This is a genomic window from Paenibacillus caui (genome assembly GCF_019904135.1).
GTDB classification, from domain to species: domain Bacteria; phylum Bacillota; class Bacilli; order Paenibacillales; family Paenibacillaceae; genus Fontibacillus; species Fontibacillus caui.
Genome location: NZ_JAIOGQ010000001.1, coordinates 1 through 23,155 on the forward strand (window position 1 = coordinate 1; position 23,155 = coordinate 23,155).

At 48.2% G+C, this 23,155-nt stretch carries 20 protein-coding genes and 1 rRNA gene; 2 read left to right on the plus strand and 19 right to left on the minus strand.

The window, feature by feature from the left end; all coding sequences use genetic code 11:
- Positions 1-348: ribosomal RNA gene (locus tag K7397_RS00005) — 16S ribosomal RNA — on the minus strand; the annotation flags it as partial.
- A gap of 641 nt (positions 349-989) precedes the next feature.
- A complete protein-coding gene (locus K7397_RS00010; RefSeq protein WP_223065887.1) occupies positions 990-2,573 on the minus strand; it encodes a S8 family serine peptidase in 1,584 nt (527 codons plus the stop codon).
- Positions 2,574-3,010: 437 nt separating this feature from the next.
- Here K7397_RS00010 and K7397_RS00015 point away from each other — a divergent pair, with 437 nt between their 5' ends.
- Positions 3,011-3,343, plus strand: coding sequence for a molybdopterin-dependent oxidoreductase (locus K7397_RS00015; RefSeq protein ID WP_420488738.1), 333 nt, complete (start codon positions 3,011-3,013; stop codon positions 3,341-3,343).
- Between the two features lie 68 nt (positions 3,344-3,411).
- Here the strand turns inward: K7397_RS00015 and ligA are convergent, their stop codons facing one another.
- The 10 genes from ligA to K7397_RS00065 form a co-directional block, all read right to left on the minus strand.
- Entirely contained in the window at positions 3,412-5,424 is a 2,013-nt protein-coding gene (ligA, locus tag K7397_RS00020; RefSeq protein WP_223065888.1) for an NAD-dependent DNA ligase LigA, read from the minus strand.
- A gap of 339 nt (positions 5,425-5,763) precedes the next feature.
- A complete protein-coding gene (gene pcrA, locus K7397_RS00025) occupies positions 5,764-8,094 on the minus strand; it encodes a DNA helicase PcrA (protein WP_223066109.1) in 2,331 nt (776 codons plus the stop codon).
- 134 nt (positions 8,095-8,228) lie between these two features.
- Positions 8,229-8,936, minus strand: a complete 708-nt coding sequence (gene pcrB / locus K7397_RS00030; protein ID WP_223065889.1) for a heptaprenylglyceryl phosphate synthase — start codon at positions 8,934-8,936, stop codon at positions 8,229-8,231.
- Between the two features lie 531 nt (positions 8,937-9,467).
- Complete coding sequence (locus tag K7397_RS00035) at positions 9,468-10,355, minus strand: phosphatidylinositol-specific phospholipase C/glycerophosphodiester phosphodiesterase family protein (protein ID WP_237690557.1); 888 nt, start codon at positions 10,353-10,355, stop codon at positions 9,468-9,470.
- A gap of 51 nt (positions 10,356-10,406) precedes the next feature.
- A complete protein-coding gene (gene galU, locus K7397_RS00040; protein ID WP_223065890.1) occupies positions 10,407-11,273 on the minus strand; it encodes a UTP--glucose-1-phosphate uridylyltransferase GalU in 867 nt (288 codons plus the stop codon).
- 151 nt (positions 11,274-11,424) lie between these two features.
- Positions 11,425-12,183 (minus strand): VCBS repeat-containing protein, encoded by a 759-nt coding sequence (locus K7397_RS00045; RefSeq protein ID WP_237690558.1) that lies wholly within the window; start codon positions 12,181-12,183, stop codon positions 11,425-11,427.
- Between the two features lie 178 nt (positions 12,184-12,361).
- On the minus strand, positions 12,362-12,547 hold the full coding sequence (locus K7397_RS00050; protein ID WP_223065891.1) for a hypothetical protein: 186 nt from the start codon (positions 12,545-12,547) through the stop codon (positions 12,362-12,364).
- A gap of 193 nt (positions 12,548-12,740) precedes the next feature.
- Entirely contained in the window at positions 12,741-14,147 is a 1,407-nt protein-coding gene (locus K7397_RS00055; RefSeq protein WP_223065892.1) for an undecaprenyl-phosphate glucose phosphotransferase, read from the minus strand.
- Entirely contained in the window at positions 14,144-15,064 is a 921-nt protein-coding gene (locus K7397_RS00060; protein WP_223065893.1) for a glycosyltransferase family 2 protein, read from the minus strand. Before K7397_RS00060 ends, K7397_RS00055 begins: the two co-directional genes overlap by 4 nt.
- Positions 15,065-15,145: 81 nt before the next feature.
- Positions 15,146-15,526 (minus strand): winged helix-turn-helix transcriptional regulator, encoded by a 381-nt coding sequence (locus K7397_RS00065; protein WP_223065894.1) that lies wholly within the window; start codon positions 15,524-15,526, stop codon positions 15,146-15,148.
- A gap of 148 nt (positions 15,527-15,674) precedes the next feature.
- Between K7397_RS00065 and K7397_RS00070 the strand changes: the two genes are divergently transcribed.
- Positions 15,675-16,193 (plus strand): DJ-1/PfpI family protein, encoded by a 519-nt coding sequence (locus K7397_RS00070; protein ID WP_223065895.1) that lies wholly within the window; start codon positions 15,675-15,677, stop codon positions 16,191-16,193.
- A 61-nt stretch (positions 16,194-16,254) separates the two neighbouring features.
- Here K7397_RS00070 and K7397_RS00075 read toward each other — a convergent pair whose 3' ends face one another.
- From K7397_RS00075 to K7397_RS00105, 7 genes are all read right to left on the minus strand, one after another.
- Entirely contained in the window at positions 16,255-17,193 is a 939-nt protein-coding gene (locus K7397_RS00075; protein ID WP_223065896.1) for a glycosyltransferase family 2 protein, read from the minus strand.
- Between the two features lie 102 nt (positions 17,194-17,295).
- Positions 17,296-18,165 (minus strand): dTDP-4-dehydrorhamnose reductase, encoded by an 870-nt coding sequence (gene rfbD / locus K7397_RS00080; RefSeq protein ID WP_223065897.1) that lies wholly within the window; start codon positions 18,163-18,165, stop codon positions 17,296-17,298.
- Complete coding sequence (gene rfbB / locus K7397_RS00085) at positions 18,162-19,184, minus strand: dTDP-glucose 4,6-dehydratase (protein WP_223065898.1); 1,023 nt, start codon at positions 19,182-19,184, stop codon at positions 18,162-18,164. Before rfbB ends, rfbD begins: the two co-directional genes overlap by 4 nt.
- 31 nt (positions 19,185-19,215) lie before the next feature.
- Positions 19,216-19,764, minus strand: a complete 549-nt coding sequence (gene rfbC, locus K7397_RS00090) for a dTDP-4-dehydrorhamnose 3,5-epimerase (protein WP_223065899.1) — start codon at positions 19,762-19,764, stop codon at positions 19,216-19,218.
- A gap of 18 nt (positions 19,765-19,782) precedes the next feature.
- Positions 19,783-20,526, minus strand: coding sequence for a sugar phosphate nucleotidyltransferase (locus K7397_RS00095; RefSeq protein WP_223065900.1), 744 nt, complete (start codon positions 20,524-20,526; stop codon positions 19,783-19,785).
- Positions 20,527-20,761: 235 nt separating this feature from the next.
- Entirely contained in the window at positions 20,762-21,706 is a 945-nt protein-coding gene (locus K7397_RS00100; RefSeq protein ID WP_223065901.1) for a glycosyltransferase family 2 protein, read from the minus strand.
- 21 nt (positions 21,707-21,727) lie between these two features.
- The gene (locus K7397_RS00105) at positions 21,728-23,092 is read right to left on the minus strand and encodes a DUF6056 family protein (protein ID WP_223065902.1); all 1,365 of its coding nucleotides are present in this window, start codon (positions 23,090-23,092) and stop codon (positions 21,728-21,730) included.
- Between the last annotated feature and the right edge of the window lie 63 nt (positions 23,093-23,155).

The following is a 23,155-nucleotide window of genomic DNA, read 5'->3' on the forward strand; positions in this document are numbered from 1 at the left end:
TCTGGGCCGTGTCTCAGTCCCAGTGTGGCCGTTCACCCTCTCAGGTCGGCTACGCATCGTCGCCTAGGTAGGCCGTTACCCTACCTACTAGCTAATGCGCCGCAGGCCCATCCGTAAGTGACAGATTGCTCCGCCTTTCCCAAGTCCCTCATGCGAGGAACTTGCGTATCCGGTATTAGCTACCGTTTCCGGTAGTTATCCCAGTCTTACGGGCAGGTTGCCTACGTGTTACTCACCCGTCCGCCGCTAAGCATCAGGAGTGCAAGCACTCCGTCAGCTCCGCTCGACTTGCATGTATTAGGCACGCCGCCAGCGTTCGTCCTGAGCCAGGATCAAACTCTCCAATAAAGTTGTTCCTTTAATGAAAGAGCGATTAGCTCATTTTGAATCTGACGATTCATTTTAAAAAATCATTGACGTGATCCATTTGTTCAGTTTTCAAGGAACTTAATTATTCAGCGAAAAAATATCGCCGAACAATTTAATATTGTACTACGCTAATACCCAATTTGTCAACTTCTTTTTTTGACATAAATTCTGTCAATCTATCAAGATAGCTCTCGAAGCGACAAGAAATAATATATCATATTCCTTATAACGTTGCAACTTTTTTTGACACTTTTTTCGACAGGTATTTTATAGAAATTCATCATAACCTAATATGATTCAGTAATTGTCTCATCCGCAGGCTCCTATCCGGTATAACAAACAGTCTTTGCAATCCTTAAACACGAACACCATCAGGAAATTGAATGTGAATTCAACATAAATCTTTGTTCTTCAAAGTTCAGGAGGTTGTTCAACAGCCGCATCCAGTAACTCAGGCATTTCTCTATCCGGACATTCCGCTCTGCAAAAAACGCTGAATTTTCGGAATTACTATTCGAGCTACTATTTGGGCAACGATAAATGATCTCCTGATCCCGTAATGACATTTTAGAAGCAATAAAACCAGCCTTGATAGGCTGGCTTTATTATCGCTTATTCGTTTAGAAATTTCTGGCCTTTTGAACCGCTGCGTCAGCCTGAACAAGCCCGAATCCGAAGCTGCTGTCTCGTCCGGCTGTACCCAAATCTACAGCCGTACTTTGAAGAATATTACGGATTTGCTCATTCGTAAGCTGCGGGTTGGCGGACCAAGCTAGTGCTGCTACCGCAGAAACGTGCGGTGTGGCCATCGAAGTTCCTTGGAAGTAGCTGTAATCCCATGAAGATACATTAACGCTTCCCGTTCCGAGTCCGTTACTCCGAATCGAATTGCCGCTATTGTAGGAGACGGATACGACCGGGACCCAGTTTCCTTCGCTTCCCAATGTAAAGCTGCCCGGATCATCAGGGTTAGCGGTGTCATTGTTGGCAATGATGACCGCCGATGCCCCCTGGGCTACTGCATTCTGAATCTTTTCCGCAAAGGAGATGCTTCCCCGGTTAATTAAAGCAACCCAAGGACCGCTTGCAGGCTTTCCGCTGAATGCGTCAGCAGAATCACCCAAGCCGGAGTCAACCAGCGCACCTGTTACCTCACCCTGACCGGAAAATTCAAGTGGCACGCTTGAAAAGCTTGTATCAACCCCATTTTCGGTCTCTTTAGCGGAGCTTTGTATACCGGTACCTCTTGGAATGCTGGATAATGTCGCTACGCCGGGCGCCACTACCTCTTGATTTTTACCGTAGTTGGAGAAGCTTGCAAGATTCAGGCTGCTGTCCACGGCCCCAACCGCTACAACGGAGCTATAATTTGCTGGATAGCCAATTGCGCCGCCGTCATTTCCGCTTGCGGCAATGCTGAGCATTCCATTTTGATAGGCCTTGTCAAACGCCGCTTTTTCAGTCCGGGAAGATCTGGAGCTTCCGAGCGAGAGGCTTGCAATGTTGGCATTATTCTGTTGGCACCAACTGAGAGCATTGATGATTCCGCTCGTTGATCCGCTGCCGTCGTCACCCAATACTCTTGCTACATACAGATCGACGTCGGGAGCAACTCCAATTCGGCTTCCGCTATTGCTGGTCTGTCCGACAATCGTACCTGCGACGTGAGTGCCGTGTCCCGCACCGTCGGTCGCATCCGGGTGCCCGTCGTTCACGAAATTTTTGCTCGCTTTTATTACCGAGACACCGTCTCTGGTAAACTCCGGATGGTCATAATCGATGCCGGAATCCAAAACACAAACCTTGATATTTTGCCCGGTTGCATTCTGGCTCCAGGCTTGTTCGGCATTCACGGCCTGCAACCCCCAGGTGAGCGCGCCATCCGTGTAGTTCGTGCCAAGGCTGCTCGCATAGACGGTACGGTCTTCCTCAATGTAGCTGATATTCGGGTTGTGCTCCAGTCCTTTTATCGCAGCCTCCGACGCAACAATTTGAACCACGTTAAGGTCATCCCAACGATCTTTCATCTGAATGCCAGGAGCATCCAATGCTTTAGCAGCAACTCCTGGAGTCAGACCCACCAGAAACGAATGCTCTTTCCCTTCTTTCGCTTCTGATGGAGCTGCAGCCGCAAGATTAGCGGCTAGAAGGAAGAAAACCATGGCCGAACCTGTGACCTTTGACAAAAAACCGGCTTTTCTCATTACTCAATCTCCTCTCGGTATTTTCCTGAGTATGAAGCAAAAATATATGGCTGGACAGTAACTCAGGTTGGTGTAACCTAAAATTTGTAAATCTATTAAATGGAAATTATCATTTTTATAGCATATTTCCATTGCAAAATTTGTCGAATGAGAATAAAAGGTACTTTTGTACTATTAGAGGTATACAATAGTGGTCCACAAGAGCCGCAAAAAAGAATCATCCCTGCTAAATAAAAGGAGCTAAATCTTTCTCAGCCGCTATCAATTAGGTATGATTTATGTAACAATTAAGAATTCACGTTTACACCGATGATGGCCTGGCCCACCGCACAATTCAGTAGACTTGGGAACAATTCGTTGAACAGAAGCGCAGCGTACAAGTCAGCGACTTTCACTGCGTAGCCGGGTGGTCGGTGTTTCAGAATACGTGAGAGGGGATTCAGCTCAAAAAACTGCTCGACATGGCGGGTGTTCGCCCCGAAGCCGGATACGTGAAGTTCTACTTGGGCGATGATATTTATACCGATTGGCTTTCCTTGAAGCAGGCGTATTGCGACGATGTGATGGTAGATGTGCTGCACGACGGCAAGCCGACCCCAAGCGATCTCGGCGGCCCGGCGCGGCTGATCGTTCCCAAAATGTATGCCCACAAGTCGGTCAAATGGTTGAACCGAATTGAACTGATGGCTGAAGAGCATATCGGGTATTGGGACCAGAGAGGCTATGATGAGGATGCCTGGGTGTCCAAGAAAGGCCCGACCGAAACTTAGACACGAACCCTGAGTTCATACGGAAAAAGATTAAAAAAGGCCTGACGGAAATCCGCCAAGCCCTTCCTTTATGCCTCAAGCAGCCTGATAAACTCATCTTCGTCCTCAATGACCTCGATCCCGAGATCCCGGGCCTTCGTCAGCTTGCTGCCCGCCTTCTCCCCGGCGATGACCAGATCCGTTTTCTTGGAGACGCTGCCGGTGACTTTCGCCCCGAGCGCTTCAAGCTTCTCTGCGGCCTCGTCGCGGGTAAGCTGGTGCAGCGTTCCTGTCAGGACGACCGTTTTGCCGCTAAAATAAGAGTCGGTTCTGGCGGCCTGCGGCGTCTCCGGCGCCTTGGCCTGAACGCCCTGCTCCAGCATTTTGCGGATGGAAGCCAAATTGAACGGGTCGGCAAAATACGAAACAATCGATTCCGCCACGATCCCGCCGATATCCGGCAGCGCGGTCAACTGTTCGGCATCCGCCTCCATAACGGCCTGCAGCGAGCCAAAATGATCCGCCAGCAGCTTTGTCGTCGATTTGCCTGTGTTCGGAATACCGAGAGCGTACAGGAACGACGCCAAATCGCGCGTTTTGCTGGCCTCGATGGCATCCAGCAGGTTCCGGGCCTTTTTCTCCCCGAAACGTTCCAGCTTCACCAGACTCTCAAACTGCAGGCTGTACAACTCCGCAGGCTCGCGGACTTCCAGCTCGTCGTAGAGCTGCCCCGCCGTTTTGTCGCTGAACGTTTCAATATCCATCGCATCCCGCGAAGCAAAGTGGGTGATGCGCCCCACAATTTGCGGACGGCAGCCGAAGCGATTGTCGCAGAACAGATGCGCTCCCCGCTGCTGCAGCGGAAACCCGCAAGCCGGGCATTGCGCCGGATAAACGATCTCCTGTCCATCGTTCTCATCGGTCACCTTGCCGAGAATTTCCGGAATCACATCATTGGAACGCCGAATAAACACCCGGGTGCCGATGGCAAACTTCAGGTTTTTGCGCTCGATGTCTCCCACATTGTTCAAGGTGCAGTTCTGGACCGTTACCCCTGCCAGTTCAACAGGCTCCACGCGCGCGAGCGGCGTGATTTTGCCGGTTCGCCCTACATTCCATGTGACCGACTCCAAGACGGTAGTCGTCTCCTCCGCCTCGAATTTGAACGCCACGGCCCAGCGCGGAAACTTGTCGGTATACCCAAGCACTTCACGCGTGCGCATATCCATGATTTTAACGACAGCCCCGTCAATCAGATAATCCAGTTCGCTCCGCTGCTGCTGGATTTGCTGGAGCTGCGTGATCACCTGGCTGAAATCATCAAAATAGAAGATGAACGGATTCACCTTGAAATGGTTCTCCCTCAGAAAAGCCATCATCTCCCGGTGATCCTTGAAGGTTTTCTTCCCGGCATAGCCTACGTTGTAAAAAAAGGCGTTCAGCCTGCGTTTTGCCGTTGTTTTCGGGTCAAGGTTGCGCAGTGCTCCGGCCGCAGCGTTGCGGGCGTTTTTGAGCGGTTCGGCGGCCTGTTCATTGTAAGCGGCCAGTACCGACAGGTTCATGATGCCTTCTCCCTGCACTTCAATTGTGCCTTCCTTATAAGGAATTGTAAGCGGAACCGACTTGATCGTCTTGACCTGGGCAAGAATGCCTTCGCCCTGGGCGCCGTTCCCGCGCGTAGCAGCCTGAACCAATTTTCCGTCCGTATATGTCAAATTCAGTGTCAGGCCGTCAAATTTGAGCTCGACCGCATAAGACAAAGGCGGGAGCGGAGACTCCGGGTTCTTCGCATTGTAATCCGCGATGAGTTTGACCGCACGATTATTCCAGCTCACCAGTTGCTCCTCATTTTGGGCTTTGTCAAGGCTCCAGAGCGGCACGATGTGCCGGTGCGGCATAAACCCGCGAAGCAGTTCCCCTCCTACACGCTGTGTAGGGGAATCCGGAAGAACGGTGCCTGTCTCCGCTTCCAACGTAGCAAGCTCATCGTACAGCACATCGTATTCCTTATCGCTAATCAGCGGCTTATCCAGCGTGTAGTAATGGTAATTGTATTTGTCAAGCTCCTGAACGAGCTTCTCCATCCTCTGCACTTTATCCATGCGGGGACAACCCTCCGTTTATGATCATCTTAAAATGCGGACTATTCCTGTTCCTGCTCCAAAGTCTTGTTATTCCGCTCTGTTGATTCTTCTTTTATTGTAGGCTGTTTAGGCCCGGTCTAATCGATGGTTGGCAGGGAGCGACAGGGAATAGTGCAGACCGGTCAGGCTGGCAAACCAAGCTATGTTCAACAAGCTCAGCTAATCTGGCCAGTCAAGCCATCGTTTACGAACCCCCAGCCAGTCGGCAAGTTCAGCCAGTATGGCTGCACCTGCCAATTTAGATACATCAGCCAATTCGGTTACACAAGGCAATCCAGATACACAAGCCAATTCGGCCTATCCCTCCACCTTCGTGATCGGCGCAAAGCCGGCAAGCAGCCGCTTCACTCCGACCGGCGCCGGGAAGGCGATCTGCAGCTCCGTATCGTTGCCGCTTCCCTTGACGGCCACGATCGTGCCGATGCCCCACTTGCCGTGCGACACCTTGTCGCCGGCTTTGAGCTCGCCAGGCGCGCCCGCGGCGCGGGCGGCCGGAGCCGCAGAGCCGCCGGTCGTGACGGTGACACGGCCGGCGCCCTGCGCACCTGCGGCAGCTCTGCCAGCCGGCGCGCCCGAAAGGCCGCGCCCGGCCCCAAAGTTGCTGCCGCCGCCGCCAAAGCCGCGCCCGCTGAAGGCGCCGCCGTTTGCTGCGCCGCGGCGGTAGCGGTCGCGGGCGATGTCGGTTTCTTCCTTCAGCTCATCCGGAATTTCGCTCAGGAAGCGCGACGGCGGGTTGGCCGTAGTCCGGCCAAACAGAGTACGCATCTGCGCGCAGGTCAGGAAGAGCTGCTCTTCCGCCCGCGTGATGCCTACATAAGCCAGGCGGCGCTCCTCCTCGAGCTCCTCGTTATCGAGGAAAGCCCGGCTGTGAGGGAAGACGCCTTCCTCCATGCCGATGATAAAGACGACCGGAAATTCCAGACCTTTGGCGCTGTGCATTGTCATGAGAATTACCGCGTCAGAGGAGTCCGCTTCTTCGCTGTCGTTCATGCTGTCGATATCGGCAATCAGCGCCAGATCCGTCAGGAAAGCGACCAACGACTTGTCTTCGTTGTTCTTCTCAAATTCCATGGTCACCGACAGGAATTCGTCTATATTTTCCAGACGGGATTTGGATTCCAGGGTATTCTCGCGCTGCAGCTCCAAACGGTACTCGGTTAGCTCAAGCATTTTCTCCGTCAGCTCCGTAACCGACAGAAACTCGACCATCCGGTGCAGACCCACAATCATATCATAGAATTCTACGAGCGTGTTCCGGGTCCGTCCGGCAAATCCGAGATCATCGACCACTTCCAGCACCCGAAAAATAGACATGCCGCGCTCTGCCGCAGCCGCCGCAAGCTTCCCTACAGTGGTATCCCCAATGCCCCGCTTGGGCACATTAATAATCCGGGTCAGGCTGATGTCGTCATCAGGGTTGGACAGCAGCCTTAGGTAAGCAAGCATATCCTTGATCTCCTTACGGTCGTAGAACTTGATGCCGCCTACGATCTGATAAGGGATATCCGATTTGATCAAAATTTCCTCGATCACCCGGGACTGGGCATTGGTGCGGTACAGGATCGCATGATCCCGGTACGACCTGGACTGCTTAATATTTTTATGAATTTCCGAGGTGATAAAATACCCTTCGTCATGCTCCGAATCGCCCCGGTAGACCTTGATTTTGGGGCCCTCGCCCTTGTCCGTCCACAGCTTTTTCGGCTTGCGGCCGGTATTCTGGGCAATAACCTCATTCGCCGCATTCAGAATGTTCGAGGTGGACCGGTAATTTTGCTCCAGCAAAATCGTCGTCGCCTCGGGGTAATCCTCCTCGAAGTTCAGAATGTTCGAAATGTCCGCCCCGCGCCAGCGGTAAATGGACTGGTCGCTATCCCCCACCACGCACAGACGGTGATGCCCGTCCGCCAGCATGCGGCAGAGCATATACTGCGCGCGGTTCGTATCCTGATATTCGTCCACGTGAATGTATTTGAATTTCTTTTGATAAAAATCCAGTACCTCCGGCACTTCCTTGAACAGTTCGATCGTCTTCATGATGAGGTCGTCGAAATCGAGCGAGTTGTTGCTCTTCAGACGCTTCTGGTACATAGAGTAAACCTTGGCCACGATGCCCTGAAAATAGTCGCCGATCTTCTGCTCATACTGGTGCGGGGTAACCAGTTCGTTCTTGGCGCCGCTGATCATCGCCTGAACCGCCTTCGGTTCGAATTTCTTCGTATCGATGTTCAGCTCCTTCATGCAATTCCGGATGACGGACAACTGGTCCGTGGAATCCAGGATCGAGAAGTTGGAGGTAAACCCAATCCGCTCGATATCCTTGCGCAAAATACGCACGCACATGGAGTGGAAGGTGGATACCCAAATATCGCGGCCTTCCGGGCCGACGAGATGGGATACCCGTTCCTGCATCTCGCGTGCCGCCTTGTTCGTAAACGTGATGGCCAGAATGGCCCACGGCGGAGCTTTGCGTGTGGCGATCAAATAGGCAATCCGGTGCGTCAGCACCCGCGTCTTGCCGCTTCCCGCTCCAGCCATGATCAGCAGCGGGCCTTCCGTGGTGAGTGTCGCCCTCTTTTGCTCGGGATTCAGCTTGTTAATCGCTTGCTCTATATCAACAGACATTATGGTCCATGTCTCCTTTCATAAATGAAGCGGCACCGGTCTGCTCCTTCTTACGCCAAACGGTTCCGCCACAACTTTAACTTTGTCCGGGATTCCATTTCGGTATGTCCCCTAATCAGGCCGCCCCGCACGCCGCTTTAGTTTAAGGTCATATCCTTGCCTTTAACCGCCTGAACGGTTTCCAAAGCCTGCGGCAGACTGGTGTAAATGATATTCCCAACGACCACCGTGTCACTAACCTGAGCCGCCTGGCGGGCCGTTTCGGCGTCCGCCACGCCCCCACCGTAGAACAGTCTGGTTTGTCCTATGGATCTCCGTACGGCAGCGACGAGCTCCATATCGCCGAACATGCCGCTGTATTCCAAATAGATGATCGGCATGGACATAAGACGTTCAGCCGCCTGCGCATAGGCTGCCGCTTTGGAAGCACTAAGCGTACCGTCCGCTTCCGTCAGGATGCCGGCCGTCGATGCCGGATTCAGAATGATGTAGCCTTCGGGGATCACCATGTCCCAAGGAATCAAATAACCAAAGCGCTCAACCGCCTCGCTGTGACGGCCGATCAGCCACTCGGGATTTTTCGTATTCAGCACCATCGGAATAAGATAAAGGTCAAAGCCCGGCACAACCGCCTCCAGGTCGGATACCTCAAGCACGCAGGGAAGCTCATACTGCCTTACCCGGGAGAGCAGCTCCACGGTATTGTCATAGGTAACTCCGCTTGATCCGCCCACGATAATCGCATCCGTTCCCGACAGGCAGACAGCTTCCAGTTCTTCATCCGTCAGGCTGCGGTCCGGGTCCAGCTTAAACACATGCCTCCATGTATGAATGATTGATTTCAATTTAAAATTCCTCCAAAATATGCGGAAATCCGCAACCTGTAAACGGCCTGTCCGATGGATCGTCGCAAGGCCACTTGCCCGCTCTCGAATTTTCTCCGAATGCTGCCGATTCGGCGTTCTGACAGACACTACTTTCTAGTCTATGTCAGGCATCGGATAGTGTCAATGTTCGTATAAAAGGGGAACAGAGGCTGCATGAAAAAACTGAGCAAGCCTCTGTTCCTTTATCGTGTAAACCCTACGTTTGGAGTAGCCTGGAGGGTTGGGTATGGGATTCCACCCGCTGTTAGAATCATGTTCTATTGAACTTATCTTAGGGTTAGAACATGACTCTAAAGGCGGCCCCACGCTTTCCATCCCATACCCATCTCCTATTCTGATCCACACCTGCCTGAGAGCTTCACTTTTACTTCCTAATTATAAAAAAAGCGCCCCATCCCCAGAGCGCAAGTTTGCAGAAAAAACTTTATGACATGAACAACCGTAACTTTAAGAGCGGAAGGATCCGCTTTGGGATGAGTATTTGAAAATCTACAGCCCGAGCAGTATTTTCCAGACCGGCTTGCTGAGATCGCCTTCCGACAGGGAATCCGAATAAAAGCCGTAGGCCCCCATCGCTTCATAAGTTAATACATCCTGTTTATCATTAACGGTATGAACATAGGAAGGCACGCCAAGCTTCTTGAGCGCTCCGATCAGCTTGCGGTTGGCTCTGGAATTCGACATGGTGACCGCGCTGATCGAGTTTTTCCGGACAAACTCAACAACCTGTTCGTCAGTATCCTCGGAGACATAGAGGGTGTAAATCAGTTCGGGAAACGCATGGATCGACTGGATTTGTTCGAGCATAGACTCGTTGTAAATCTGCGGCACTACCCGGTTTAACAGCTCCGGATCGACCTTTTCCGTAGTTTGAACAATAGTTTCAAACATGCGCTTGATCTTGTCCGGCTCAATTTCTTTAGTATCCGTCACGATATAGATGTCCGGGTAATTTCGCAACAACTCGATCGCGTCTTCCCAAGTGAGCGCGTCATATTTGCCATCTATTTTGGCTTTTCTGAACTCGTCGTAGGTGAAGCGGGCATCCAGTCGCTCCGCGGACAAAGCGCCCTGCTGTCCCATCATTTTGGAAAAGCTGGCGCCCCATTCATGGCGGCCAATCAAGTGTGCGTCCGCCGAAAACAGCATGTCCATTTCAAACAGCCGATTGCCCTTGGCATAATTGGCAATAAAGGCTTCATAGCTGTTGGAATGGGTTTTACCGTTAATGGCCCCCATGGCGTGGGAAATCGCGCGATACTGGGTAAACCCCTGTCTCTGGCCCAGCCCCTGATCGTTGAAGATCAGTCCATTTCCCGCCAGAAGCAGAAGCAGGACTGCGGCGGCCAGGCCAAAAAGACTTAACAATCGGTTCATTGGCATTACCCTCCGGCCAAGATCATTGCTTCGATTGCTCTTCCTTCAATATTAGTTCAAAAGGCTCTTCATATACGCAAGCAGCTTATCTCTCATATCCTCTTGTTTCAGGGCATAATGGATGGTTGTCTCGATAAAACCAAGCTTTTCCCCCACATCATGCCGCCGTCCTTCAAAATGATAGGCCATGATGCTTTCTTTCTCCCCAAGCCGGGCAATAGCGTCGGTAAGCTGAATTTCCCCGCCTACCCCTTCCTGCTGCGCTTCAAGCTCCCCAAAAATGCCCGGCGTCAAAACATACCGCCCCATGATCGCCAAATCCGACGGTGCATCTTCCGGCTTCGGCTTTTCCACCAGCCGTTTCGCACGGTATACCCGGTCCTCCAGCAGATCCGCATCCACAATACCGTATCTGGACACTTCTTGATGAGGCACAGGCTTCACACCCACCACTGAACGTCCATAACGTTCAAATACGCCCATCATCTGCTTCAGGCAAGGCGTGCCTTCCGTCTCTACAATGTCATCCCCGAGCAGGACGGCAAACGGCTCGTCCCCGATAAATTTGCGCGCGCACCAGATGGCGTGCCCGAGGCCCCGCGGTTCTTTCTGCCGGATATAATGGATATCGGCCATGTCGGACGGTTTCCGGACTTCACCCAGCAGATCCAGCTTGCTCTTTTCCAATAAATGATGCTCCAATTCAAACGAATTGTCAAAATGATCCTCAATCGCACGCTTCCCTTTCCCAGTTACGATAATAATATCTTCGATCCCGGAGGAAACCGCTTCTTCAACTATGTACTGTATCGTCGGCTTATCCACGATAGGCAGCATTTCTTTCGGCATTGCCTTGGTGGCCGGCAGAAAGCGGGTTCCTAGCCCGGCTGCCGGAATGATAGCTTTACGGATTTTCATAAATGGCTTCTCCCTTTTCTACCTATATCGTCATTAATAGAAACTATTATATCATTACCAATAGAATGGGGAGCAAATTTGCAAGAAGAAATCATTTTAAGATTGCGGACAGGGGTTCCGGTAGACAATCCTGCCCGCTCTATTAGGCCGCTCACATTCCGTTAATCGAGAACCATTGTTCCGTCAGTTTCCAGCCGCCCCCAGTCCAGTCCAGCAAGCTCACGATATAGCCAAACCGGTCGGCATGGTAGAGCCCGCTTACGCCCTGGAAAGCCATCAGGGAATATTTGCCGTCCCGATCCGTGTCCACCGGATACAGACCGCTCACCGGGTCGACAAAGCCCTGAACGGGCTGCTTAAGCGTGCCGTCGGGGTTATAGATTTGATCCAGATAATCTTTGCCTCGCCCGCTGATGTCAATCGTATAGGTTTCTCCCGTCGCTTCCGAGGTGACCTGCAGCTTGTAGCCATCCAAATAGTCCACGCGATATTTCCACTGCTGATTGAGATGCTCCGAGTTAAAAATATGCCGGAAGCTGCCGTTCGCAAAATGATACACGTCATCGTACGTAATTGCCCCCGAACCGCCGGAATCAATCTGCACGAGAATATCCTGGCGTCCTTCGCCCGTGAAATCAGCAAGCAGGACGGTAGGATGATAACCCACGGGCTCCGGAAGCCGGATCCGGTATACGGCGGAAGAAGCGCCGTCTTTGACGATCAGGGTAATGTTCTGGACAAAAGGGCTGTCAGGGCTTTGCGTCCCGGTCAGCAGCACCTCATCCGGCTTTCCATCCCCGGTTACGTCTCCAAAGGCACGGTCCTGCACTACTTCTGCATTTGACACGGTACGCGGAGCCATTCGCCGGTAAGGCGAAACACCGCCAGCATTGGCAAAATAGGATTTCATGCAATTGCACCTTCACTTTACTGAGGTTTTAATCCAGCATATGAGTCGTTCGCCCGGAAAGTGCAGCTTCCGTCCGAAGATAAATAAAAGACCGCTCTGACGCGAAATGGCTTGTGCTCATTTCACTCATGCGGCCTGTAAGTATATGTTCAGCTCATCAAAGATGCTTAACGTAGGTTCAGTGATAAATCACGTGTTTAATCCGGGCCTCTTCCTCTGCGGTAAGCCGGTGCGCGGGTTCCGGAGTACGCAGGTGGCGTTCCAGCCCAAACTCGATTCTCCGGTACTCTTCATCGCCGGATGCCATCAAATTTTCCCGGTTGCCCGTAACGAAATTTTTGATTTCTTTCAGCCCTGCCAGCATGTTCTTCATCCTCCTTGGATGATGATAGAATGGTATTGCAACTCATTTGGTTTCGCTTACATCATAACATGAAAAGAACAATTTGTTAATAGGTGTCCACGATAAAAACACAATAATTTCGCATTAAATCAAGCAAAAACGTGCGCAATGTTCATCCCAAAAAGAAAAATGTCTCCTGTGTGGAGACATTCAATCAATACGCATTTTTATTGATAAATCCGTTGCGAATCGTCCTTAGAATAATGCGGATATCGAACAAAAGGGACCAATTTTCAATGTAGAAAATATCGTGCTTGATCCGATCCTCGATCGAGGTATCGCCGCGCAGCCCGTTGCTTTGCGCCCAGCCGGTTATGCCGGGACGAACATGGTGCTTGACCATATACTTCGGTATTTCTTCCCGGAACTGCTCCACGTAAAGCGGACGCTCCGGACGTGGACCAACGACGCTCATATGGCCCAGCAGCACGTTGAAGAACTGCGGCAGCTCATCCAGGCTTGTTTTGCGGATAAAGGAACCGAACTTCGTGCGGCGCGGATCATTTCGGGTCGTCCAGCCTCTGTCCTCCACCCCTTCAGGCAGAACCCTCATCGAGCGAAATTTGTACATATTGAAATTACGGCGGTTAAGGCCAACCCTTTCCTGCCTGAAAATAATCGGCCCCCGGGACGTAAGCTTCACTCCGATCGCGACGGCCAGCATAACGGGCGAAGTGATCATAATCGCGAATAAAGCGAAGATAATGTCAAAAGCTCTCTTGAACAGGCGGTTGCTCATCAGATCCAGCGGAATCTCCCTAACATTGATCATCGGCATGCCGGCAAAATTATCGAAAAACGGCCGGGCCGGCAAATAGTCGAAAAAGTCGGGAATAATCAGCGTTCGGACGCCCGCCTTCTCGCAAAGCCCGATGATGGCCGGATATTTATGGTGCGCGTCCAGCGGCAGCGCCAGAATCACTTCGTCAATCAGCAATTTCTTGAGCATTTGCTCCAGCTCATCCAGCGGTCCGAGAATCGGCTTATATTTCTTCGCTTCGATAGCGTCCCACTGCTGGTAATCATCCAGAAAACCGACCACCTCATACCCCAGCTCCGGGTACTGCTTGAGGTTGTCATAGAACCGCTTGCCGAGCGAGCCCGCCCCCAGAATCAGCACAAACTGGCGGTTGTACCCCTTGCTGCGAAATTGTCTCAGCACGAACTTGAGAACATAGCGGTAGAACATGATCAATAACAGATTCAAAGCCATATAAATGGCTAGATAAGAACGGGAAATGTTCACTTCCTTCACGAAGAACAGCAAGCTGAGCAGGGCGAACAGACTGATGAGGTGAGTCTGGAATATTTTCAGAAGTTCATCGGCAAACCGCTTCTTCCGCTTGGGTGAATAGAGGGCAATCATCAGCCCGACCATTACGGATACCGCCCCATAGATCAGGCTCCAGTAAGCGTACGACTCTATGGGCAAAGGATGCTCATGCGCAATCCATCCGCTTTCGAACTTCAGCCACCAGGCCAGCAGGAAGGAAATCTGGATGATCATAAGGTCTGCAAAAGCGTACAGCTGCGTCAGAAAACGCTGGTTGCTGCGTATCATAATTTCACACCTGCCTTTGAATCATGGGCCGCTTCGGATGCAGCCGGCGCAGGTCTTGGCGGCTTAATCCAGCCGGCGAGCAGCGCCAGCCCGAACTTGAGTCCGATACCGGCATAAACCGAGCCATTGATGACGGCGTTATATTTCCTGCGAAAATGCTTGCGATGGAACAGCACCATCGCCCGGTGAAACTCATACACGATCTTCAGCGGACGGCGTCTTGCGCTGCCGCCTTTATAATGCACTATGTAAGTGTCGGAATTATAGTAAATCCCCCATCCGGCTTCCTTGATCCGGTAGCACCAATCGATGTCTTCCCCATACATGAAGAAGTCCTCGTCCAGTCCTCCAACCTGATCTATTACCTCTCGACGGACCATCATGAACGCGCCTACCAGGCAATCTACCGGGTAAGAATCGTCCGGATCGAGATAGCCAAGCTGGTACTGGTTAAACCGCGGCCGATCCGGGAACAGCTTCGAGAAGCCGAAGGCGTAATAGAACGAAGCTGAAGGCGTTGGAAATCCCCGCTTGCACGCCTTGTCGAGCGAACCGTCGGGCAGGATGATTTTGCATCCGGACGCCCCGACATCGGGCCGGCTGTCCATAAAGGAAACCATCGTATGCAGCGTATCCGGCTGCACCACCGTATCTGAATTCAGCAGCAGGATGTAGCGGCCCTTGGCTATGTTCATCCCCTGATTGTTGGCTTTGGCGAACCCTGCGTTGTTATCGTTTGCTATGACGGTGACCTGCAGATAACGCTCCGCTATCGCCTGTACGGAACCATCCGAGGAGTGATTATCGATCAGGATGACTTCGTAGCGGTACGCCGTCCTCGAATCATAGACCGATTGCAGGCAGTCCAGCGTTAAATCCCGAGTGTTGTAATTTACAATAATAATGCTCAAATCCATTGGAGTTCTGCCCCTGACAAAATTAGTAATCTAGTGATATTATAGCAGGTTTGGCTGAATTTTGTCGCAGGTAAAGTAGATTCAGTCCGAATATCCGATCTCTTCTTTAATCTGATTCATCCGTTTCTTGCCCCAATCAAACATCATCTCTACGATCGGCAGAATCGTCATACCCAGCTCAGTCATGGAATATTCCACCTTTGGCGGAACCTCCGGAAAGACTTCACGGCGTACAATTCCGTCTTCTATCAGCTCACGCAGCTGGTTCGTCAGCATTTTGTGAGAGATTTTGGGGAACAGTCTTTGGAGATCGCTGAACCGGTGCGGTCCCTCGACGCCCAGATGCCAAAGGATGACAACCTTCCATTTTCCGCTCAAAATAGAAAGCGTAAGCTCCTTCTCGCAATTAAAGTCTCCGTTTACGATTTTCTCTTTAATTTCCTTGCGTAATGTATCTGCCAAGTAGATTCCATCCCCTTTTATTCATCCAATAGTAACTATACAGTAACCTCCGCACAAAATAGTGCATTCTTCACAAAGGCCAGCAAAGCGCCTTAAACTATTCTTAGCTGGCAGCTATATTATTTTGCGTAAAGGAGATTAACACCAAATGAGAAAAAAAGCCCTTTTTATTATACCACCCGAGCGTTTCAATGAGACCGAGCTGTTCACGCCGAAAGAAGCCCTGGAACGGGCAGGGGTTGAAGTAACCCTTGCCAGCACCAAAACCGGAACGATTACCGGCGACTATCAGGGCAAGGCCGAAGCCGAGGTTCTATTCTCCGATGTTTCATTCAGCGACTATGATGTCGTCTCCGTCATTGGAGGTTCAGGAACGAACGATTATCTGTGGGGCAATGAGGAACTATTGAAAAAACTGAAGCAAGCGCATGAGCAAAAAATTCTGGTGTCAGGCATTTGTGCAGGCGCTGTAACCGTGGTCAAAGCCGGCTTACTGTCCGGACGTCAGGCAACATGCTATCCAGTGGATGTCCAAATTAACGAATTAAAAGCGGGCAGCGTGGACTATGTAGCGCAGCATGTCGTAGCATCTCCGGACATTATTACCGGAGACGGCCCGGACGGCGCCGAGGAATTTGGGGCAGCTCTGGTCAAAGCGCTCCAGTAAATCGAATGCCAGATAGGATGGCGGGAATCCGTTCAGCGGGTTCCTGTCTTTTTTTCATTGGTTAAACTTTTCTGGCCGCATAAATCACCTTAAGTACCAGATTGTCCAGTGCGGATTGTCTGTAGAATGGAGAATGAATTGCGTAGATCATTCTATGCGCAGCGTTTTGTTCCAATGTATTCATGAACTGAAGTATGGATTTCTTGTGTTCGTCAGATAAATGAGGCTCAAATGTGCTGTAGAATAAGCGTGCTTGATTGCTAAGAATGTAGTGATTCTGCCCTTGCGAAAATCTCTTAAGTCGCTTGCGCCATTTAGCGAGTACCCCGTCGGTTTGACCTCCAAGCACATTCCCCCCATGCTGCCGATACAAAAGATGCGGCGTATCATCAAAGTTCACTTTTCCAAAGGCGGAAACAATGAGATATACCCACCAGTCATGCATAATGACGTTGGCATAGTCCCTAGGCAGGTGTTTCTTCACAAGCTCCATCGCAGCCCGGTTCATGACCATGGTACAGCCAACTGCTATATTTTCCACCAAAGCGTTATAAAGAGTTAGTGATTTTCGCGGGACAGACGGCCACGTTCCTAAATAGGAGAGGGTATTATCTACCATTCGAGTTGCCGAACAATACATGAGAGGAAGATCGTTGTCTTCTTGCTTAAGCAAAGAAACAGCTCGCTGCAGCTTTCCCGGTTCCCATATATCATCCTGATCGCAGAAGGCGTAGTAGTCCATTCCATCCGATGACTGTTCGATTAGCTTGAAAAAACTCCCCTTAGCCCCTGAATTTGCACCCTGGGAAAACAGAATACGCCCCTGATTCTTCTCCACGTAATTTTCTATGATTGAGCATGTCGAATCTATCGATCCATCATCCCTTATAAGCAGGTTAAGGCTAACGCCTTGTTGAGCTAAAACACTATCCAACTGCTCTTTGATGTATTTCTCTCCGTTATATGTAGAAAGCAGAACTTGAATTTGGGGCTGGGCCATGACGGACATCCTTTGCTTTATAGTGAAGTTCACCTTATTATAACTGAAAAGCTCCTAATCCGCCGAACGGATTAGGAGCTTTACCGTGCATAGTTTTTTAATCTACTGTTCTTGCTTTAGTTCTTTCAGAAAGTCTCTCAGGCCTTCACGCCATGGACGTATATCCTTAAATCCGTTCGTTCGGATGGACAGATGTTCCAGTACCGAGTTGCGGGGACGGGGGGCAGGTCTAGGATATTCTTCGGTAGTACAAGGCACCAGCCCTGCGGTTACAGACAAACCCAAAAGCTCCTTCGCTTCCTCCAAAATAGCCTGCGTAAATTCATACCAACTGCAAGCCCCGCTGTTCGATGCGTGATAAATTCCGTATTTCTCAGTCAAAGCCAGCTCAAGCAAAAAATGAGCCAGGTCCACCGTATAAGTCGGAGAACCGATCTGGTCATCCACTACTTTCAGGACAGGCTTCTCCTGGGCATAACGCATAATCGTTTTTACAAAATTGCTGCCGTATATGCCATATACCCAGGAAGTGCGCACAATGAAATAACGCGAAGACAAGCTTTGAACCAGCATTTCTCCAGCCAGCTTGGACTTACCGTACACCGTTCGCGGCTTTGCGGCATCATACTCCTGATACGGCTGTTCTGCCAAACCGTCAAAGACATAATCCGTGCTGATATAGACCATTTTGGCGCCGCATTTCTCTGCAGCTACCGCAACATTTCGGGTTCCGGCCGCATTAAGTAAATAAGCCCCGTCAATATCCGATTCCGCTGCGTCAACCGCTGTGTAGGCGGCACAGTGAAGCACCGCATCCGGCTTAAAATCAGCAACGACCTCTTCGCACTGCTGTTGATCCGTTATATCCAGTTTATCCCGGTCGCATGCAAGGACCGTATGTCCGGCAGCCTCGAATACAATAGTGGTATCCCGCCCTAGCTGACCATTAGCCCCTGTAATCAGTACTTTCATTTCTGTTCACCAAGCCGGGTACCATACTGCTTTTCGTAATATTCCTGGTACTCTCCGGACTGAATGCGTGTCCACCATTCCTGATGATTTAGATACCATTCAATAGTGGCTTTAATTCCGCTCTCAAAATTATGTTTCGGCTTCCAGCCGAGCTCGCTTGTTAATTTGGTCGGGTCAATTCCATATCTGCGGTCATGTCCTGGACGATCCTGGACATAGGTAATTAATGATTCCGGTTTGTTCAGCTGTTCCAAAATGGTTTTGACAATTTGAATATTCGTCCGTTCGTTGTTGCCGCCAATATTGTAAACCTCACCAACTCGCCCTTGGTGGATTACAAGATCAATAGCACTGCAGTGATCCTCCACATAGAGCCAATCACGGATGTTGAGCCCGTCTCCATAGACCGGAAGCGACTGATCGTTCAAAGCCCGTGAGATCATCAGCGGGATCAGCTTCTCCGGGAACTGATAAGGCCCATAATTGTTCGAACAGCGGGTTATGTTTACAGGCAGCCCAAAGGTCTCGTGATACGCCCGAACCAGCAAGTCCGATCCAGCCTTTGAAGCCGAATACGGGCTGTTCGGAGCAAGAGGCGTTTCCTCTGTAAACAAGCCTGTCTCGCCCAGCGTTCCATAGACTTCGTCCGTCGACACCTGTACGAACTTCGTAATGCCGTATTTTTTAGCGGTATCCAGCAGAACTTGCGTGCCGAGCACATTCGTCTTCACAAAAATACCCGGATCCAGAATGCTGCGATCCACATGCGATTCGGCGGCAAAGTTGACCACAACATCGATCCCTTGGCGGAACAACTGATCCATCGCATGGGCGTCCTGGATATCTGCCTTTACAAACGTGTACTTCGGATTTTGCTCAACCGATTTCAAATTTTCCAAATTGCCGGCATAAGTTAAAGCATCCACATTGATAATTTCATATTCCGGATGCTGCTTCAGCATATACAGCACAAAGTTGCTGCCGATAAAACCGGCTCCGCCGGTGACAAGCAGTTTCATGAATTGAACCTCCTAATTTGCATTCCTTCTACTAGTCAAAATTCATCTCTGCATCTTTTAACAAGGGATGACGTTGATCCTTATCCGATAAAACAGGACTTGAAGTCGGCCAATCGATCCCTAAAGCCGGATCATTCCATAATATGCCGCGATCATGCTCAGGGGAATAATATTCGTCCACTTTATACATCACTTGCGTATTTGGCACCAACGTGCAAAAACCGTGGGCAAAGCCCTTCGGAACCAACAGCTGACGATGATTAAATTCACTCAAAATGAACCCTTCCCACTGTCCAAAAGTCGGCGAGCTTCGGCGGATATCCACGATCACGTCATAAATAGCTCCTGAAATCACGCGAACCAGCTTCGTCTGCGCCTTTGGGTTAAGCTGATAATGCAGGCCACGGATAACTCCCGGTTGTGCGGATAAAGATTGATTATCTTGAATGAAGTTGTAATGAATCCCTCGCTGCTGCATGAGTTGCACATTGTAACTTTCCATAAAAAAACCACGATGGTCGCCATGGACGACTGGTTCTACTAAACTTGCTCCCTCAAATTTTAAAGGAGTCACTTTCATAATGTAGTTCCTCCTGACTTATAGTTTCAATTTGCCAAATTCTTCGCCAAAGACGATTTCCTTAGCCAGCTCGTTGGCCCTGGCCAAGGAAGCATGCGTCCCCGCATCCGTCCACCATTCTTGAAGGATATCATAAGTGAGCTGACCTCTTTCAATATATGCATTGTTGACATCCGTGATTTCCAATTCGCCCCGGGCAGAAGGTTTTAATGTTTTGATAATGTCAAAAACGGTATGGTCGAACATGTAGATGCCAGTTACGGCATAGTTGCTTTTAGGTTGCTGCGGTTTTTCTTCAATAGAAATGATACGTGTCCCTTCGATTTCAGGTACTCCAAAACGCTGAGGGTCCTTTACTTCCTGAATTAGTATTTTTGCTCCATTCAGCTGCGTTTTAAAGTTCTCCACGTAAGGTGAAATATCATCAGCAAATACATTGTCGCCCAAAATAACAACCATCTGGTCATCGCCTACAAACTGTTCCGCAAGGTTCAGAGCTTGAGCGATTCCACCAGCCTCATCCTGAACCTTGTATGTAAAACACACCCCCATGTCGCTTCCACTGCCTAAGAGGTTTACTACTTCACCCATGTGGTCTTTACCAGTAACGATTAGAACTTCTTTTATTCCGGATTGCTTAAGCTTGTACACAGAATGAAATATCATAGGGTATTTCCCGACTGGTAGTAAATGCTTGTTGGTAACTTTTGTTAATGGATACAGTCGTGAACCTGTACCACCTGCTAATATAATTCCCTTCATTTGCTAGCCTCCATTTTTTAAACAACTTTTTTGCTAATTATATAAAATACATTAACTAATATACTCCTAATACTTTTGATATCGGGAGATTAATGAACATGATTCACTAGAATTAGAACCAAGATATAAGATAGTTCTCGATATAATATTAAAATTTATTCAATAAATAAATAGTTACACTATTTCTAATGTAGTCAACATACCAAAAAAGGTAATATAATATTTTTTAAGATTATCACCGCACTGTCTCTTTCACATCATTATATTCGTTAACAAAATATAAAGGTCGTTTTTTGGTTTCATTAAAAATTCTCCCTAAATATTCTCCAATAACTCCCATTGATATTAGTTGTATTCCACCTAAAAATAAAATCACACTCATTAATGAAGGGTACCCAGCTACGTTTTCACCATAAATTAACGTTTTTAATATTATCCACACTAAAAAGAAAAAAGCTGACAATGATGTAGCCACACCAAATAAAGCTGAAATACGTAAAGGTTTAGTTGTAAAAGAAGTAATTCCTTCTATTGCCAAATCAATAAGTTTTATATAGTTCCACTTAGATTTCCCAGCAGCTCTAGGTTCTCTATCAAAAAGAATCTCTTTTTTGTTGAAACCAATCCAACTAAATATACCTTTAGTATAGCGTTGAGTCTCACGCAGTTGTTTTAAAGCATCTACAAAACGTCTATCTAGAAGACGAAAATCACCAGTGTTCGGTTGAATAGGAATGCTTGAGAGTTTCTGGAGTATTTTATAAAACGTAGTTGCAGTCCATTTTTTAAACCAAGTTTCTCCAGATCTTGTCCTTCTTTTTGCATATACATCATCATAACCTTCCTGCCAATATCGTATCATTTCTGGTATTAATTCTGGTGGATCTTGCAAATCTGCATCAATAATAATAACCGCGTCCCCAAGCGCATGATCAAATCCAGCCATCATGGCTATTTCTTTACCAAAATTCCTAGATAAATCCACATATGAAATTCTAGAATCTGAATGTCTCAAATACTTAATGATTCCCAGTGTGTTGTCTTTACTCCCATCATTAACGAATAAAAGTTCGAATTGAAATTGAGGTAATCTGTCAATCACTGATTGAAGCCTCTCATATAAAGAAAACAGTACTTCCTCTTCATTATAAGCCGGGATCAAAATAGTTATTTTTTTCATTAAATATTCTTCCAATCCTATTTATAGTATAGGGCTGTATCCATTAATTAACCAATTGAAAAAAAGTGATAATATATTCGTTGCAGAAAATGTACAAATAATTAACCAAATAGCCTTATTATTTAATAAATTTGATTTAATAATCAGATTAGTTATTACCAATAATATCAAGACTGAACTGACAGTTAGAACTCTATTTCCCGACGCATAGATTGTAGGCGAAGCAAACATAACAACCATCGAAGCAATAGAAGCCAACAAGCAAAGTAATACAAAATATTTCTGATCAGAGGCTAATACAACCAGGCAAATCAAAACAGCTAGATATATAGACCAAAAAATATAAGGAAATAACGTAATAAAAAAGTGAGGGCCAATTCTCCAAAAATGAAGCAACCCGTTACCTATATCAAGTTTTTGAATTGCGCTAAAGTCGTAAAACAAAAATTTTATGTTATCTATCAGTGAAACACTAAGAACAATAACAAATAACACAATAGATATAGACACTAGAATATAACTAAAAGATTTTTTGTCTTCCATTTTCCTGTAAACTAAAATCGTGGAGACGCCCGAAAGCAATAAAATAATATACTTCATCTCATTGAACAACTTATTAAATATCCAAATTGTCCCTACATAGACATGGTCTTTTAACGACAGTTTATCAAAGCCCGGAAACCAGGTTGCTGTTTCAGAAATAAATCGTTTTGAATTTCCTGGTGCAAGAAATAATATAAGTGCTCCAATAATATAAACTAACAAAAGAAAGATTAATTTTATATTAATCTCTTTCTTTTTTATCAGAGGAACAATAATGGAAATAACCGAAAAAGATATCATGCATAATGCCACTTGCTCATTGCTATGTGTAGATATGAACCCAATAAATCCTGACAAAATCAATTTAATGGTATTTTTTTCAGGCTCATCTCTTAATAGATAATCAGCAAATGGTATCATTGCAAATAAAGCACCACAAATTGGCCAAAGATAGTTCATCGATCCAGTTATCCATAAGAGACCTGAACTCAATATACTATGACTAAAGAAGCCCAAAAGCAATACTACTGCCAACAATTCCTGGAACAGAACCTTGCGTTTTAATGTCCTCAACATTAAGTATCCCAGTGATATGATTAAACTAGTATTCAATATTCGCCATGCCCAGACCTTACCATTTAAGAAAAAATATAAGGCTGCTTCAACCGGAATTCTCCCTGACCATTCATTAAATCGAAAATTTAAGTAATCAAAAAATGAAAATTGGTTTGAGATATCCCTAAACCAAGTGTCATCTCCTGGGGCTACTTTTACTATTAATTGAAATAAATATACGCATAAAAATAAAATTGCCATTTTTACTAAAAACGTTCTATTTTTCACAAACACTTTACCCCTCCCTTTTTTAGTTACATAAATATTGTTTTTTAGTTGCATTTTCCGATT

Coding starts and splice junctions, on each gene's coding strand:
- K7397_RS00010 (WP_223065887.1), bottom strand. CDS start 2,573: ATGAGAAAAGCCGGTTTTTTGTCAAAGGTCACAGGTTCGGCCATGGTT.
- ligA (WP_223065888.1), bottom strand. CDS start 5,424: ATGGATAAAGTGCAGAGGATGGAGAAGCTCGTTCAGGAGCTTGACAAA.
- K7397_RS00035 (WP_237690557.1), bottom strand. CDS start 10,355: ATGAACCGATTGTTAAGTCTTTTTGGCCTGGCCGCCGCAGTCCTGCTT.
- galU (WP_223065890.1), bottom strand. CDS start 11,273: ATGAAAATCCGTAAAGCTATCATTCCGGCAGCCGGGCTAGGAACCCGC.
- K7397_RS00045 (WP_237690558.1), bottom strand. CDS start 12,183: ATGAAATCCTATTTTGCCAATGCTGGCGGTGTTTCGCCTTACCGGCGA.
- K7397_RS00050 (WP_223065891.1), bottom strand. CDS start 12,547: ATGCTGGCAGGGCTGAAAGAAATCAAAAATTTCGTTACGGGCAACCGG.
- K7397_RS00055 (WP_223065892.1), bottom strand. CDS start 14,147: ATGATACGCAGCAACCAGCGTTTTCTGACGCAGCTGTACGCTTTTGCA.
- K7397_RS00060 (WP_223065893.1), bottom strand. CDS start 15,064: ATGGATTTGAGCATTATTATTGTAAATTACAACACTCGGGATTTAACG.
- K7397_RS00070 (WP_223065895.1), top strand. CDS start 15,675: ATGAGAAAAAAAGCCCTTTTTATTATACCACCCGAGCGTTTCAATGAG.
- K7397_RS00075 (WP_223065896.1), bottom strand. CDS start 17,193: ATGGCCCAGCCCCAAATTCAAGTTCTGCTTTCTACATATAACGGAGAG.
- rfbD (WP_223065897.1), bottom strand. CDS start 18,165: ATGAAAGTACTGATTACAGGGGCTAATGGTCAGCTAGGGCGGGATACC.
- rfbB (WP_223065898.1), bottom strand. CDS start 19,184: ATGAAACTGCTTGTCACCGGCGGAGCCGGTTTTATCGGCAGCAACTTT.
- rfbC (WP_223065899.1), bottom strand. CDS start 19,764: ATGAAAGTGACTCCTTTAAAATTTGAGGGAGCAAGTTTAGTAGAACCA.
- K7397_RS00095 (WP_223065900.1), bottom strand. CDS start 20,526: ATGAAGGGAATTATATTAGCAGGTGGTACAGGTTCACGACTGTATCCA.
- K7397_RS00100 (WP_223065901.1), bottom strand. CDS start 21,706: ATGAAAAAAATAACTATTTTGATCCCGGCTTATAATGAAGAGGAAGTA.